Annotated in this window: 15 protein-coding genes; 5 read left to right on the plus strand and 10 right to left on the minus strand. The window is 74.1% G+C overall.

All coding sequences use genetic code 11. The annotated features are described in order from the left end of the window. A partial coding sequence (locus F9B16_RS13920; protein WP_151540463.1) for a helix-turn-helix domain-containing protein occupies positions 1–228 on the minus strand: 228 nt, incomplete at its 3' end. 139 nt (positions 229–367) lie between these two features. Here F9B16_RS13920 and F9B16_RS13925 point away from each other — a divergent pair. Then, positions 368–1,633, plus strand: coding sequence for an alanine racemase (locus F9B16_RS13925; protein WP_151540464.1), 1,266 nt, complete (start codon positions 368–370; stop codon positions 1,631–1,633). Between the two features lie 86 nt (positions 1,634–1,719). Here F9B16_RS13925 and F9B16_RS13930 read toward each other — a convergent pair whose 3' ends face one another. Next, positions 1,720–2,433, minus strand: a complete 714-nt coding sequence (locus F9B16_RS13930) for a TetR/AcrR family transcriptional regulator (RefSeq protein WP_192808780.1) — start codon at positions 2,431–2,433, stop codon at positions 1,720–1,722. A 376-nt stretch (positions 2,434–2,809) separates the two neighbouring features. Here F9B16_RS13930 and F9B16_RS13940 point away from each other — a divergent pair, with 376 nt between their 5' ends. Further along, on the plus strand, positions 2,810–4,294 hold the full coding sequence (locus F9B16_RS13940; protein WP_151540467.1) for an MFS transporter: 1,485 nt from the start codon (positions 2,810–2,812) through the stop codon (positions 4,292–4,294). On the opposite strand, the gene F9B16_RS13945 is transcribed toward F9B16_RS13940, so the two are convergent. Genes F9B16_RS13945 through F9B16_RS13955 form a run of 3 tightly spaced genes read right to left on the minus strand, consistent with a single transcriptional unit; the run spans position 4,207 to position 8,423 of the window. After that, complete coding sequence (locus F9B16_RS13945) at positions 4,207–5,088, minus strand: helix-turn-helix transcriptional regulator (protein ID WP_318839232.1); 882 nt, start codon at positions 5,086–5,088, stop codon at positions 4,207–4,209. The genes F9B16_RS13940 and F9B16_RS13945 overlap by 88 nt on opposite strands. A gap of 12 nt (positions 5,089–5,100) precedes the next feature. Next, entirely contained in the window at positions 5,101–6,744 is a 1,644-nt protein-coding gene (locus tag F9B16_RS13950) for an AMP-binding protein (RefSeq protein WP_151540468.1), read from the minus strand. After that, complete coding sequence (locus F9B16_RS13955; protein WP_151540469.1) at positions 6,741–8,423, minus strand: AMP-binding protein; 1,683 nt, start codon at positions 8,421–8,423, stop codon at positions 6,741–6,743. The genes F9B16_RS13950 and F9B16_RS13955 overlap by 4 nt, the downstream gene beginning before the upstream one ends. 167 nt (positions 8,424–8,590) lie before the next feature. Here F9B16_RS13955 and F9B16_RS13960 point away from each other — a divergent pair, with 167 nt between their 5' ends. Further along, entirely contained in the window at positions 8,591–9,244 is a 654-nt protein-coding gene (locus F9B16_RS13960) for a class I SAM-dependent methyltransferase (protein WP_151540470.1), read from the plus strand. On the opposite strand, the gene F9B16_RS13965 is transcribed toward F9B16_RS13960, so the two are convergent. Continuing rightward, positions 9,212–10,066, minus strand: a complete 855-nt coding sequence (locus tag F9B16_RS13965) for a sigma-70 family RNA polymerase sigma factor (protein WP_151540471.1) — start codon at positions 10,064–10,066, stop codon at positions 9,212–9,214. The two genes, F9B16_RS13960 and F9B16_RS13965, sit on opposite strands and share 33 nt — an antisense overlap. Before the next feature lie 78 nt (positions 10,067–10,144). Between F9B16_RS13965 and F9B16_RS13970 the strand changes: the two genes are divergently transcribed. Continuing rightward, entirely contained in the window at positions 10,145–10,840 is a 696-nt protein-coding gene (locus F9B16_RS13970; protein WP_151540472.1) for an FMN-dependent NADH-azoreductase, read from the plus strand. Positions 10,841–10,851: 11 nt separating this feature from the next. Next, positions 10,852–11,427: a hypothetical protein gene (locus F9B16_RS13975; protein WP_151540473.1), complete on the plus strand. Its 576-nt coding sequence runs from the start codon at positions 10,852–10,854 to the stop codon at positions 11,425–11,427. A 3-nt stretch (positions 11,428–11,430) separates the two neighbouring features. On the opposite strand, the gene F9B16_RS13980 is transcribed toward F9B16_RS13975, so the two are convergent. From F9B16_RS13980 to F9B16_RS13995, 4 genes are all read right to left on the minus strand, one after another. After that, a complete protein-coding gene (locus F9B16_RS13980) occupies positions 11,431–12,210 on the minus strand; it encodes a group II truncated hemoglobin (protein WP_225991612.1) in 780 nt (259 codons plus the stop codon). A 63-nt stretch (positions 12,211–12,273) separates the two neighbouring features. Beyond that, positions 12,274–12,828 (minus strand): copper resistance CopC family protein, encoded by a 555-nt coding sequence (locus F9B16_RS13985; protein WP_225991613.1) that lies wholly within the window; start codon positions 12,826–12,828, stop codon positions 12,274–12,276. Continuing rightward, entirely contained in the window at positions 12,825–13,541 is a 717-nt protein-coding gene (locus F9B16_RS13990) for a YcnI family copper-binding membrane protein (protein ID WP_151540474.1), read from the minus strand. The genes F9B16_RS13985 and F9B16_RS13990 overlap by 4 nt, the downstream gene beginning before the upstream one ends. 76 nt (positions 13,542–13,617) lie before the next feature. After that, a complete protein-coding gene (locus F9B16_RS13995) occupies positions 13,618–14,232 on the minus strand; it encodes a hypothetical protein (RefSeq protein WP_151540475.1) in 615 nt (204 codons plus the stop codon). Between the last annotated feature and the right edge of the window lie 8 nt (positions 14,233–14,240).

Raw genomic sequence — 14,240 nt, forward strand, 5'->3', positions numbered from 1 at the left:
GCCGGCGTCGGCGCGGCCGAGGGTGTCGGCGAGCGCGGCGAGGCGCGCGCCGAGGTGGAAGCGGTGGTGCTCGTCGCGGCGCACGAACCGCTCGGCCTCCAGCGTGCGCAGCAGCCGCAGGACGGTCGTCTTGTGGACGCCGAGCTTGCCGGCCAGCTCGTCCAGGTTGTGCGGGCCGTCGCCGAGCTCGATCAGGATGCTCAGCCCGCGCCCGAGGCTCTGGCTCATCGGGTTCCCTCCTCCCGGCGGCCGATGCCGGAGCGCAGCGTACCCGCGGCCCCGGACCGCCGGAGCCGCCGCGCGGGGCGGGGGTCGGCCCGCGCGGCACGGGGAAGGATCATTGCGGGCGGAGGCGACAGGGGAGGGCATGCCGGTGACGGGGATCGACGCGAAGGCTCTGGACGCGCTGGACGGGGAGCCGCTCGACTGGCGGTTCAAGGCGATCCCGGCGTCCGCGCAGGGGATGACGGTCGCGCAGGCGCGGGACGCGCGGCTGCCGCTGGACGACTTCGGCACGCCGCTGCTGACCCTCGACGCCGGTGCGCTCGACCACAACGTCCGGTTGATGGCGGACTGGGTGAGCGCCGCCGGTATGGAACTGGCACCGCACGGTAAGACGACGATGGCCCCCGAGCTATGGCGCCGGCAGCTCGACGCCGGCGCCTGGGGCATCACGCTCGCGACGTTCCCGCAGCTGCGCGTCGCGCGCGCGTTCGGCGTCCGCCGCCTGCTGCTCGCGGGCGCGCCGCTCGACCCCGCCGGCCTCGCCTGGCTTGTGGGCGAGCTGGACGGCGACCCCGAGTTCGCGTTCGTCTGCTGGGCCGACTCGGTGCGGTCCGTCGAGCTGATGGACGGGGCGCTGCGCGCCGCGCGGGCGCAGCGGCGGGTCGACGTGTGCGTCGAGCTCGGCGGCCCCAACGGCCGGACCGGCGTCCGCGACGACGGCGACGCGCGGGCCGTCGCCGACGCGATCCGCGCGGCGCCGTCGCTGCGGCTCGCCGGGATCGGCGGCTACGAGGGCGCGCTCGCGCACGACGCGTCCGAGGAGGGCCTCGCCGCCGTCGACGCCTACCTGCGGCGGCTCGCGAACCTGCACGGGCGGCTGGAGTACGAGACCGGCGAGCCGGTCGTCACGGCCGGCGGCAGCGCGTTCTTCGACCAGGTCGCCGAGGTGCTCGGCGGGCTCGACGCGCAGGTGGTGCTGCGGTCCGGCGCGTACGTCGTCCACGACGACGGCTTCTACCAGGACATCACGCCGTTCGGCCGGGGCGCCGGCGCGGGCGGCGAGCGGCTGCGCCCGGCCATGCACGCGTGGGGCCGGGTCGTGTCCGCGCCGGAGCCCGCGCTCGCGCTGCTGGACGTGGGGCGCCGCGACGTCCCGTTCGACGCGGGCCTGCCGCGGCCGCAGCTCGTCCGCGGGAAGGGCGCCGCGCCGGTCGAGGGCGCGCGCGTCACCGCGCTGAACGACCAGCACGCCTACCTGCGGGACGCGTCCGTCGAGCCCGGCGACATCGTCCGGCTGGGCCTGTCGCACCCCTGCACCGCGCTCGACAAGTGGACGCTCATCCCGGTCGTCGACGACGCGGACGCCGACCACCCCGCCGTGACCGGCTACATCCGCACCTACTTCTGACCGCGCCGCTTCTGGCCGGGCCTGCTGCTAACCGGGCCTGCTGCTAACCGGGCCTGCTGCTGACCGAGCCTGCTGCTGACCGCGGGTCAGCGGTCGAGGAGGGAGGCGACGTGCTTGAGGATCGGCGTGCAGAGGGACGGGAGGGTCGCGTGCTCGCCCAGCGCGACCCGGCCGGTGACCAGCGACGCGATGCCGCCGATGAGCATCCGGCAGGCGAACTCCGGGTCGGGCAGCGCGCGGAACCGCTCGTCCTCGGCCAGCAGGCCGTCCACGACCTCGGTGAAGCGGCGCTGCACCCGGAACCGCAGCGCGGCGGCGGCGGGGCCCGCCGCGTAGACCTCCAGCAGGAACGTGCGGGCCGCCGCCGCGTCCGCCGCCAGCTCGCGCAGGTAGGCGCGCAGCGCGCGCTCTAGGCGGCCCATCACCGGCTCGTCGCGCGCGCTCAGCGCCTCGTTCACGACGCCCAGGATGCGGTCGGCGGCGTGTTCGTACGCCGACATGAAGCACTCCTGCTTGTCGGCGAAGTGCTCGTAGAACGTCTCGCGCGACACGTGCGCGCGTTTCAGCACGTCCGCGACCGTCGTGCGGGCGTAGCCCCGCTCGCCGACCGCCGCCGTCATGCCCTCCAGCAGCCGGGCCCGCTGGGACGCCCTGACCTGCTCGCGGCTCAGATGGTGCCGCCCGCGCGGCAGCGACCCGCCCCCCGCGCCGCCGGAGTCCGATCCCGCACCGGAGTCCGATCCCGCGCCGTATTCCGATCCCGCGCCGCCCGACCTCGCGCCCGCACCGCCCGACCTCACGCCGCAAACGCTAGCCGTTCGCCCGGTTTCCGCCCAGTAGATGAGGCTTTCACGAACAATCGTGTTCGCGGGGATGTTACGGTTTTCCCTGCACATCGGGGGCCGGACGTCTCCGCCGGCGCGTACGGCGGGACGGCCGAGCGATCAGGGCCCGGCGCAGCCGGTGCGCGGTGATGTCGCTACGTCCAGGCAGTGCGCCACGGGGGCCGATCTGCACTGGACGACGCGTGCCGCCGCCGCACCACGAAGGCTGACCCCGTCGCCGGGCCGATCGCCGGCCCCGCCCGCCCCGCAACAGGCCATGCGCCCTGCATCGGGCGCGCGCCCCGCACCGGGCGCCCTGCAACGGGCCGTGCGCGCGCGGGGTTGATCCGCCATGACTCCCACAGACGACGGCGCCCGGCCCCCGCGCGGGATGCTCGCGGTGCTGATGCTCGGCCAGTTCCTGGTGAACGTCGACACCGCGATCGTGAACGTGGCGGCCCCGTCCGTCCAGGACGACCTGCACCCGTCCGGCGGCGCGCTGGAGCTGGTCGTGTCCGGGTACACGCTGACCTACGCGGTGCTGCTGGTCACCGGCGCGCGGCTCGGCCAGGCGCGCGGCCACCGGCGGATGTTCCTGCTCGGCCTCGCCGCCTTCACCGCCGCGTCGCTGGCGTGCGGCCTCGCGCCCGTCACCGGGGCGCTGGCGGCGGCGCGGCTCGTCCAAGGTGCGGCGGGCGCGCTGATGGTGCCGCAGGTGCTGTCCGGCATCCAGATCCACTTCACCGGTAAGGCGCGGGCGCGCGCGCAGGGGATGCTGGTGATGGCGCTGTCCGGCGGCGCCGTCGCGGGGCAGGTCCTAGGAGGAGTGATGGTCTCCGCCGACCTGTTCGGGCTCGGCTGGCGGCCCGTCTTCCTGGTGAACGTGCCGGCGGGGATCGCGCTCCTCGCCGCAGGGGTCCGCGTCCTGCCCAGGGACGCCGGGCACGGCGGCGGCCGGCTCGACCTCGGCGGCGTCGCGCTGCTGTCGGCGGGCGTGCCGCTGGCGATCGTCCCGCTGATCTTCGGACGGGAGGCGGGCTGGCCCGCCTGGACGTGGATCTGCCTGGCCGCGAGCGTCCCCGTGCTGGCGCTGTTCGTCCGCCGGCAGCGGAACGTCGCGGCGCGCGGCGGGACGCCGCTGGTCAACCTGGGCGTGCTCGCCCGGCCTGTCGTCGCCTGGTCGCTCGGGTCGATCGCGCTCGCGACGTCCACCTATTTCGGGATGCTGTTCACCCTCGCGCTCTACCTGCAGCAGGGCCTCGGGAAGAGCGCGACGTTCTCCGGGCTGGTGCTCGTGTCGTGGGTCGCCGCGTTCGGCGTCGCGGGACCGCTGCTGCCGCGCCTCCCCGCCCGCGTCGCCGCGCACGCCCCCGTCGCCGGCTACCTGATCCTCGCCGCCGCGTACCTGGCCACCGGCCTGTCCCACGCGGACGGCGCGCTCCTCGCCGTGCTGCTCGGCTTCGGCGGCCTCGGGCTCGGCCTCGGCTTCGCGTCCCAGCTCGGGCGCGCCACCGCGGACGTCCCGGCGCGGCTCGCCCCCGACCTCAGCGGCGTCCTCAACACCAACTCGCAGCTGTCGGCCGTCGCGGGCGTCGCCGTCTTCGGCACCCTCTACCTCGGCCTCGGCGGCCCGCCCCGGCACGCGTTCACCGTCGTGACGGCCGCGTTCGCGGGCACCGCGCTCGCCGCGTGCGCCGCCGGGCTCGCCGGATGGCTCGCCGCCCGCCGCGAGCAGGCCCGGCCCGGCGGTCAGGGCAGCAGCCCGGCGCGGCGCGCCGACGTCACCGCCTCCAGCCGGGTGTGCGCGTCGAGCTTGCGCATCGCCGACCGCAGGTAGCTCTTCACCGTCTCCGGCAGCAGCCCGAGACGCGCCGCGGCCTCCGCGTTCGTGCAGCCGATCGCCACGTACGACAGCACGTCCACCTCGCGCGGCGACAGCACCGGGCGCGGCGCCGCCGCCGGCTCCGCCGCGTCCGGGTCCAGCCCGGCGGCGGCGAGCCGCAGCGTCATCGCGCGGAGCCGGTCGCGGGTCGGCGCGTCCGCCACCTGCTCGGCGAGCGCCCGCAGCTCGGCGTGCACCGCGCGGACCTCCTCCCACCGCGCCGCCGCGTCCGGCGTCCCCGGCGGGCGCCACGCCAGCGCCTCGTCGGCCCGGTCCCGGACGGCGAGGTCCTGCTCCAGGTCGCGGGCCGCCTGCACCGCCGCGCCGACGATCCGGTCCGCGAGCGACAGCGGCTCGCGCAGCGCCCCGTACAGCACGGCGCGGACGCGCCGCCGCACCACCACCGGCACCGCCACGATCGACAGCAGCCCCTCGCGGCCGACCGGCTTGTCGTAGTCGTGGCTGATCGACGCCGCGCACGGGTAGTTGCTCACCCACATCGGCCGGCCCGTCGCCATCGACTTGCCGCCGAGCCCGTTGCCGTGCCGGACGACGAGGCCGTTCAGCGAGTCGGTGGTGTTGCCGACCAGCTCGGTGATGCGCATCCGGTCCCGGCCGCTGAGCGCGCCGCCGAACACCATGGGCAGGCCGGTCGTGCGGTGCAGCGTCAGCACCGCCGACCGGACCGCCCCGGCGTCGTCGCCCATGCCGACCAGCATGCCCGCGCGCGGCCGATCACGGAAGGTCACGCGTCCGGAAACTCAGGCGTGCTTCGCGGCGGCCGCGTCGCCGAGCCCGAGGATGTCCACGGCCTCGGCCCGCATCTGCACCTTGCGGATCTTCCCGGTGACGGTCATCGGGAACTCGTCCACGACGTGCACGTACCGGGGGATCTTGAAGTGCGCGAGCTTTCCGTGGCAGAACTCCCGGAGCGCCTCGGCGGTGAGCTCCGGCGCGCCCTCGCGCAGCCGCACCCACGCCATCAGCTCCTCGCCGTACTTTTCGTCCGGGACGCCGATGACCTGCGCGTCCACGATGTCGGGATGGGTGTAGAGGAACTCCTCGATCTCGCGCGGGTACACGTTCTCGCCGCCGCGGATCACCATGTCCTTGATCCGGCCGGTGATGTTGACGTAGCCCTCGTCGTCCATGACGGCGAGGTCGCCGGTGTGCATCCAGCGGGCCGCGTCGATCGCCTCGGCCGTCTTGTCCGGCTCCTCCCAGTAGCCGAGCATCACCGAGTAGCCGCGCGTGCAGAACTCGCCGGGCGTGCCGCGCGGGACGGTGACGCCCGTCTCCGGGTCGATGACCTTGATCTCCAGGTGCGGCATGACCGTCCCGACGGTGGAGACGCGGCGGTCGAGCGAGTCGCCCGCGCGGGTCTGCGTCGACACCGGCGACGTCTCCGTCATGCCGTAGCAGATCGCGACCTCCGCCATCCCGAGCCGGTCGATGACCTGCTTCATCACCTCCACCGGGCACGGCGACCCCGCCATGATCCCGGTGCGCAGGCTCGACAGGTCCAGGGTGTCGGCGGACGGCTCGTTCAGCACCGCGATGAACATCGTCGGCACCCCGTACAGCGACGTGCAGCGCTCCGCCGCCACCGCGTCCAGGGTCGCCTTCGGGTCGAACGCGGGCGCCGGGATCACGATGCACGCGCCGTGGCTGGTCGCCGCGAGGTTCCCCATCACCATGCCGAAGCAGTGGTAGAACGGCACCGGCACGCAGACCCGGTCCTCCTCGTCGTAGCCGCACAGCTCGCCGACGAAGAACCCGTTGTTGAGGATGTTGTGGTGCGACAGCGTCGCGCCCTTCGGGAACCCCGTCGTCCCGGACGTGTACTGGATGTTGATCGGGTCGTCCGCGCCGAGGCCCTCGCCGATGCCGTGCAGCAGGTGCCGGTCGCCGGCCCGTCCCGCCTCCACCAGCGCGTCCCACGCGTCCGTCCCGATGAGGACCACGTCGGCCAGCGCGGCGCAGCGCGGCCGCACCTCCTCGATCATCGCCGCGTAGTCGGACGTCTTGAACGACGGCGCCGCGACGAGCGTGCGGATCCCCGCCTGGTTCAGCACGAACTCCAGCTCGTGCACCCGGTACGCCGGGTTGATGTTCACGAGGATCGCGCCGAGCTTCGCCGTCGCGTACTGGACGAGCATCCACTCCGCGCAGTTCGGCGCCCAGATCCCGACCCGGTCGCCCTTCGTCACCCCGAGGTCGCGCAGGCCGAGCGCGACCGCGTCGGCGTCGGCGGCGAACTGGTCGTAGGTCCAGCGGCGGCCCGTCGCCATCTCCACGAGGGCCTCGCGGTCGGCGAACGCCGCCACCGTCCGGTCCAGGTTCGCGCCGATCGTGTCGCCGAGCAGCGGCGTCGCCGAGACGCCCGACGCGTAGGACAGCGTCATCGCAGGTCCTCCTCACGGAACTCGCCGGGCGGCCGGTCGTCCGCGCCCGGATGCTTGCCGATCTCCGCCGTCCGCAGCTCCACCCGGCGGATCTTCCCGGAGATCGTCTTCGGCAGCTCGCCGAACTCCAGCAGCCGCAGCCGCTTGTACGGGGACAGCTGCGCCCGGCTGTGCTCGAAGATCGCCTTCGCGGTCGCCGCGGTCGGCTCCCAGCCCGCCGCGAGGGTCACGTACGCCTTCGGCACCGCGAGCCGCACCGGGTCCGGCGACGGCACCACCGCCGCCTCCGCCACCGCCGCGTGCTCGATCAGCACGCTCTCCAGCTCGAACGGGGAGATCTTGTAGTCGGACGCCTTGAACACATCGTCGGCGCGCCCGACATAGGTGATGTATCCGTCCTCGTCGCGGGAGCCGATGTCGCCGGTGTGGTAGAAGCCGCCCGCCATCGCCTCCTCGGTGCGCGCCTCGTCGCCGTGGTAGCCGGTCATCAGCCCGAGCGGACGGTCCTCCAGGTCGAGGCAGATCTCGCCCTCCTCGCCCGGCTCCCCGGACACCGGGTCGATCAGCGCGACCTTGTAGCCCGGCACGGGACGCCCCATCGAGCCCGGCTTGACGCTCTGGCCCGGCGTGTTCGCGATCTGGACGGTCGTCTCCGTCTGCCCGAACCCGTCCCGGATCGTCCGGCCCCACGCGTCCTTCACCCGCTGGATGACCTCGGGGTTCAGCGGCTCACCCGCCGCGACCACCTCGCGCGGCGGCGTCGGCAGCCGGCCGAGATCGGACTGGATCAGCATCCGCCACACCGTCGGCGGCGCGCAGAAGCTCGTCACGCCGCACCGCTCCATCGCGTCCAGCAGCTTCTCGGCGTCGAACCGCGTGTAGTTGAAGATGAACACGCACGCCTCGGCGTTCCACGGCGCGAAGATGTTGCTCCACGCGTGCTTCGCCCACCCCGGCGACGAGATGTTCAGGTGGACGTCCCCGGGCCGCAGCCCCAGCCAGTACATCGTCGACAGGTGCCCCGCCGGGTACGACGCGTGCGTGTGCTCGACCAGCTTCGGCTGCGCCGTCGTCCCGGACGTGAAGTACAGCAGCAGCGTGTCCGACGACATCGTCATCCCGTACTGGGAGAACACGTCGCTTCCCTCGTACGCGTCGGCGTACCGCAGCCACCCCTCGACCGGCTCGCCGACTGCGATCCGGGTGAACTCCCCGTCCAGACCGGCGAACTTGCCCGTGTCGGACGAGCCCGTCACCACATGGCGGGCCCGTCCCCGCGTCAGCCGGTCCTGGAGATCGGCCGGGCCGAGCAGCGGCGTACACGGGATCAGCACCGCGCCGAGCTTCATCGCCGCGAGGACCGTCTCCCACAGCTCGACCTGGTTCCCGAGCATCAGCACGATCCGGTCGCCGCGCCGCACCCCCGCCCCGCGCAGCAGGTTCGCGACCTGGTTCGACCGCCGCGCCATCTCCGCGAACGAGTACCGCTCCTCCGCGCCGTCCTCCTGGACGATCCACAGCGCCGGCGAGTCGTTCCCCTCGGCGATCCTGTCGAACCAGTCGAGCGCCCAGTTGAACCCGGTCAGCACCGGCCAGCGGAACTTCTCGTACGCGGTCGCGTAGTCGTCGCGATGCGCGAGCAGGAAGTCGCGCGCCGCGCGGAACTCGACTGCGGGCATGGTCTCTCCTCGTAGCCGCACGGACACCTGGTCAGGGGCATGGTCGAACATCCGGAGTGACCCACGCCACCCCCGAACGGGGGTAGTCCTACCCCTCGGCGGCGAAGGCGGACCGCGCCCGCCGTACGCGGTCACCAGCCGGTGCGGCCGCCGTAGGGTCGTCGTCCATGACCGCCTCCCACCTGGACGAGACCCGCGCCGGCTACGACTCCGTCGCGGACCTGTACGCCGACCTGTTCAGCACCGCCTACCTCGACATGCCGTTCGACCTCGGCATGATCAACGCGTTCGGGCGGCTCGCCCGGGACGCCGGGCCGGTCGCCGACCTCGGCTGCGGCCCCGGGCACCTCACCGCCCACCTGCGCTCGCTCGGCTGCGACGCGTTCGGCGCCGACGTGTCCGCCGAGATGATCCGGATCGCCCGCGCGGCGCACCCGGGCGTCCGGTTCGACCACGCTCCGATGACCGAGGTGGACGTCGCGGACGGCGCGCTCGGCGGCGTCCTCGCCTGGTACTCGATCATCCACGCGCCGGTGCAGGACGTCCCGGGGCTGCTCGCCGCGTTCCACCGGATGCTGGCGCCCGGCGGCCACCTGCTGCTCGGCTTCTTCGTCTCCGACACCGGCGAGCCCGTCCCGTTCGACCACAAGGTGGCCCCGGCGACCCGCTGGCCCATCGACACCCTCGCCGGCCTGACGGCCGAGGCCGGCTTCACCGAGGTCGCACGGCAGCGCCGCGAGCCCGCCGAAGGCGAGCGCCACCGCCAGGGCCACCTCCTCGTCCGCAAGTCAGTGCAGGAGGGCGAGGCGGACGCGGTCTAGGCGGGCGGGGTCGGTGACCACGGTGAAGCTGGCGATGCGGCCGTCCTCCACCGCGACCTGAAGGACGGCCGCCAGGCGGCCGCGGGGAGCGACGACGACGCCGACCCGCCCGTCCACCAGGGCGAGACGGGCGTTCCGGGCCCGGACGGGGTTGGCGAGGGTCTCCCCGGCGATGCGGCGGGCGCCCCGGACCTCCGCCGCCCCCTCGGCGCGCCGGAACGCGTCCGGCGCGAGCACCGCGAGCAGCGCGTCCATGTCGCCGGAGCGGGACGCGGCGAGGAATGCCGACACCGCCTCCCGCTGCCGCGCGAGGTCGGCGGCGGGCACCGACGGCGACCCCTGGACGCGCTGCCGGGCCCGGCTCGCCAGCTTCTTCGTCGTCTCCGGGGTCCGCTCGACGATCCCGGCGATCTCCGCGAACGGCACCGCGAACAGGTCGTGCAGCACGAACGCGACGCGTTCCGCGGGGCCGAGCCGGTCGAGGACGACCAGCATCGCCAGCCCGACCGAGTCGGCGAGCACCGCCTCCTCCTCGGGGTCGCGGCCGTCCGCCCGCTCCAATGCGGCGAGGCCGTCGAGGCCCGCGGGGTCCTCGTCGCGCCGCCGCCGCGCCCGCAGCATGTCGAGGCAGATCCGCCCGGCGATCGTGGTCAGCCAGCCGGCCAGGTTCGCGACGTCCCCGGCGCCCGCGCGGGACGCCCGCAGCCACGTCTCCTGGACCGCGTCGTCGGCCTCGTCCAGCGAGCCGAGCATCCGGTACGCGACCGCCCGCAGGTGGCCGCGGCACTCGTCGAACCGCTCCGCCAGCACCTGCTCGTCCATCGGTCCCCTTTCGTTGGCGCGGGTCGTCATAGGTGTGGGAACAAGGACGACACGAGAGCGAAGGAGACGCGCTCCGCCATGCTATCGGCCCACGACCAGGTCACCTCGCTGCTGCACCTGGACTCCAGCCACTCCGGCGATTCCATCACCCGGCGCCTGTCCGCGCGGTTCGCGGACGCGTGGCGGGAACGGCACGGGACGTCCGGCCACCGGTACCGCGATCTCGTCGCCGATCCGGTGCCGCCGATCTCGGCGGCCTATTGCGCGCTCGGGCGCCGCGTCGAGAGGAACGGCTACGTCCCGCCCGCGAAAGTCGACGCGCTCATCGAGGACGCCGCCGAGGAGCGGGAATGGGCGCTGACCCGGCCGCTGATCGAGCAGGTCCTCGACGCCGGGACCGTGCTGATCGGCGCCCCGATGTACAACTTCTCGGTCCCCGCGTCGCTCAAGGCGTGGATCGACCGGATCACCTTTCCCGGCGCGTACACCGACCCGGACAGCGGCCGGAGCCTCCTGCGCGGGACGCGGGTCGTCGTCGTGACGGCGCGCGGCGGGGCGTACGGCCCCGGCACGCCGCGGGAGGGATCCGACTTCCAGGAGCCGTACCTGCGCGCCTATTTCGGCAATCTCGGCATCGCCGACGACGGCGTGGCCTTCGTCAATGCGGAAATGACCCTCGCCGACCTCGTCCCGCACCTGGCGCGTTTCCGGGAAATGGCGGCACAATCGCTGGCCGAGGCGCAGGAGGCGGTGATCGCCCTGGCCTCCCGCTAAAAGGGGGCGCCGTGGATCCGGAGATCGTCGTCGTGCTGAGCGGCCTCACGGGCGCCCGGAAAGCGGGTGCCGTCCTCGGGCTGGCTCTCGGTCCGCTCGTGGTGGCGTCCTTGGGCGCGGGCCTCCTCGTCGAGGCCGGCCGGATGGGGAGCGATTCCGTGGCGGGTCTCGCCGACGCGGCCGGCATCGTCGCGCTGATCGTGGCCATCGGCCTCGTCTCGGCGCTCTTCGGCGTGCGCCACTGGTTCGCCCATCCGCGGGTGTGGCTGGACGGGACGGTGCTGCACGCTCATCTGGAGTACGGGGTGCGAAGCTGCGATCTCTCGACCGTGCGGCATGTCGTGGTGGAGGACGTGCCGCACCCGCCGGCCCGCGGCGCCGGGATCGTGACGGCTCCGCGGGTCGCGCGCCTCGAGGTCCAGGGGGACGAGGGGCTCATCGACGTCGTGCTGTTCGATGCCCGGCGGCGGGCACCGGTGCCGGAGGAGGCGTTGAAGGCGCTGGCGGGTGCGATCCTCGCCGGACCGGAGCGCGGTGGTCGGGCAGCTGAGGCGGCGCGGCGGCTGCGCGAGATGGCGGAGCGGTAACGGCTATTTGGTGGGGGTGTAGGGCGGGGCTTCGCCCCAGCTCCAGTGGGGCATGGGGGCTTCGAGGGGCGGGGACGCGCCCGGCTGGGAGTTCGCCAGCGCGATGCGGGTGCCCCACTCGATGTAGGACGCGAACGCGGCGCGGAACTCGGGGTCGGCGGGCAGGCCGACGTCGTCGGCGGCGTCCATGAGCAGGCTCACCCAGCGGCGGCGCTGCGCCTCGGTGATCGCCTTGCCGAGGTGCCGGCGGACCATGTGGTGGTAGCCGCCGCGCTCCCGGCTGTAGCGCTCGGGGCCGCGGAACACCTCGCCGAGCCAGGTCGCGACCCACTTCGGGTGGTCCGGCGCCATGTGCTCGAAGAGGGGGCGGAGCAGGTCGTCCTTGAGGACGGTGGTGTAGAAGACCTCGGTGAGGCGCTGCAGGGCGTCGGCGCCGCCCGCCCAGTCGTACATGGTGGGGACGGACGATCCCTTGCCGTGGACGGGCGTCGCCTCGTAGTGCCGCATCTCCTCGATCTGCTGGACGTACGGCTTGATCTCGGCGAAGAAGGCGGGGAAGTGCTCGCCGGAGCGGAAGCCCTGGGAGTGGTCGCCGGCGGACGTCCAGCGGATCCGCAGGATGTAGCACTCGGGTTCGTCGACGCAGCGGGACAGCTCGTAGTCGACGCACTGCGGGGCGGCGGCGAGTGGGACGGCGGCGCGGGCGTAGGCGGCCTCGAACTCCTCCGCCCGCGCCCGGTCGATCCGGTAGCGGATGTACTCGACGATCATCGGGGCCCCCATGAATGATCCTCCGGTCGGGTAATCAATGTAACAACGTAATCACCCGACCGGAAGACTTCATGATCACTCGTTCGGGGACGCCCCCGAGCCGCGCCGGTACCAGGCGAACCCGCCGCCCGCGAGCGCGACGACGGCGGCGGCCAGGCCGATCCACAGCCAGCCGGACGAGCCGCCGGAGCCGTTCCCGGACGCCTTCGCCGCGGGCGCGGACGCGGCGGGCGCGCCCCCGGCGGCCCCGGCGCCGGCGCCGGTGGACCCGGTGACGGTGAACGTGTAGGTACCGCTGATCGGGTGGCCGTCCGGCGACACGACGCGCCAGCCGACCGTGTACACCCCGTTCGGCAGCGTGCCCTTCACCGCCTCGGTGACCTTGTTGTCCACCGCCTGGGCCTTGCCCGCCTCGTGCCGCCCGCCCTTCGCGTCCGTCAGCACGACCTGCGGCAGCTGCACCGGGTCGGCGTAGGTCAGGACGATCTGGGTGGGCGGCGCGATCGTCGCGTTCGCGGCCGGTTTCGCGCCGGTCAGCGACGTGTGCGCGGACGCGGGCGGCGCGGCGAGCGCCAAGGCGGCGAAGGCCGCGGCGGCGCCGGCGGCGGTGCGCCGGACGGCCCGGCTCACGCCCGGCTCCGCGCGCGGGACAGGCCGTAGCCGCCGACCGCGATGCCGATCACGCCGACGCCGATACCAACGCCGCCGAGGACGCGCGCGGTGCCGTCGTCGGAGCTCGCCTCGGTCTTCGCGGCGGCCGGCTTCGACTGGGCGGTGAGCCCGGCGGTGGCGGCGTCGCCGGACCCCTTGGGCGTCAGCTTCAGGGTGGGCGCCGGGTGCTCGGGCTCGCTGGTGCCGTCGCCCGGGTCCTGCTCCCACTTGACGACCTGGCCGTCGGAGTAGGTCTGGTCGGCCTTGAACATCATCGTGTCGGTGTCGGTCGGCAGCGGGCCGAGCGAGACGTCGAACTCCTGGAACTGGCCGGGCTCGATCTTGCCGCCGGACCAGGTGATCTGCGTGACGGCCTTGGTGAGCTCGCCGCCCTCGGTCTTGATCGGCTTCGGCAGGGTGGACGTCACGACCTTGGCCGTCCAGCCGGGGACGGGACGCACCGACACCGACGCGAGCGGGTGGTCGGTCGGGAGGTTCACGACGAGCTTGGTGGTGTCGGCGTTGTCCTCCTCGTTCGGCACCCGGAACGAGACCTTGGCGTAGGAGCCCTGCTCGGCGGTCTTCGGGTTGACGGTGACGTGCGCGGACGCGGCGGTCGCGAACGCGACCACGCCGGCGCCGGCGAGGACGGCGAGCGTGCCGAGCCGGCGGGCATGCGTGCGGGAAGGCAAGACGGAACTCCGTTCGAGTCGTACGGGAATGGCCGGGCGCCGGGGGTCCGGCGGCCGGTGACGTACGGCGCTCGCCTCAGAGGCGGGCGAGCGCCCTCGAACGCGGCGGGGGTCCCCGCCGGACGACCTGGTGCCGGAGCGCGCGTCCCGTGTCGAGCGCGCCGGCCGCCACCGGCACCACGGGGGTACGCGCCGGGCGCTCCGCGGGTTCGATCAGCAGCAGCGCGAGCAGCAGCCGGATCGGCCGGTCGGCGGCGGACGCGAGGCGCCGCGCGAGGGACCACGCGGCCCGCTCGCCGCGCCGCAGCCACCAGGCGGCCGCGATGGCGGCGGCGACGTGCGCGAGGGTCATGGAGGTGCCGGAGCCGTGCATCGCGGGCGTCGCGGCGGCGTGTTCCGCATGCGCGGTGGTGTCGCAGTCGCGCATGCCCTCGGTCGCGCTCGCGAACAGCGTGTGCAGCGCGAACTGGCCGCCGAGCAGCCCGCCCATGATCGTCGGGAGGGAGCGCTCGTGGCCGGCGAGGGCCAGGGTGACCGCGAGGACCGCGCCGAACCCGGCGAGCACCGCCCAGCCGGGCACGGGGTCGTGCGAGGCGAGGTCGTGGCCGAGGGTCGCCAGCGTGACGCACACGGTCGCGAAGACGACCGCGCGCGCGGTGCGGAAGACCGGCTGCCTGGGACGCGGGGACATGACGGGGA

This window comes from Actinomadura montaniterrae, assembly GCF_008923365.1.
In the GTDB taxonomy this organism is placed as follows: Bacteria; Actinomycetota; Actinomycetes; order Streptosporangiales; family Streptosporangiaceae; genus Spirillospora; species Spirillospora montaniterrae.

Excerpts from the sequence above, each read along its gene's own strand:
- F9B16_RS13925 (WP_151540464.1), top strand. The coding sequence starts at position 368 with ATGCCGGTGACGGGGATCGACGCGAAGGCTCTGGACGCGCTGGACGGG.
- F9B16_RS13940 (WP_151540467.1), top strand. The coding sequence starts at position 2,810 with ATGACTCCCACAGACGACGGCGCCCGGCCCCCGCGCGGGATGCTCGCG.
- F9B16_RS13950 (WP_151540468.1), bottom strand. The coding sequence starts at position 6,744 with ATGACGCTGTCCTACGCGTCGGGCGTCTCGGCGACGCCGCTGCTCGGC.
- F9B16_RS13955 (WP_151540469.1), bottom strand. The coding sequence starts at position 8,423 with ATGCCCGCAGTCGAGTTCCGCGCGGCGCGCGACTTCCTGCTCGCGCAT.
- F9B16_RS13960 (WP_151540470.1), top strand. The coding sequence starts at position 8,591 with ATGACCGCCTCCCACCTGGACGAGACCCGCGCCGGCTACGACTCCGTC.
- F9B16_RS13965 (WP_151540471.1), bottom strand. The coding sequence starts at position 10,066 with ATGGACGAGCAGGTGCTGGCGGAGCGGTTCGACGAGTGCCGCGGCCAC.
- F9B16_RS13970 (WP_151540472.1), top strand. The coding sequence starts at position 10,145 with ATGCTATCGGCCCACGACCAGGTCACCTCGCTGCTGCACCTGGACTCC.
- F9B16_RS13980 (WP_225991612.1), bottom strand. The coding sequence starts at position 12,210 with ATGGGGGCCCCGATGATCGTCGAGTACATCCGCTACCGGATCGACCGG.
- F9B16_RS13995 (WP_151540475.1), bottom strand. The coding sequence starts at position 14,232 with ATGTCCCCGCGTCCCAGGCAGCCGGTCTTCCGCACCGCGCGCGCGGTC.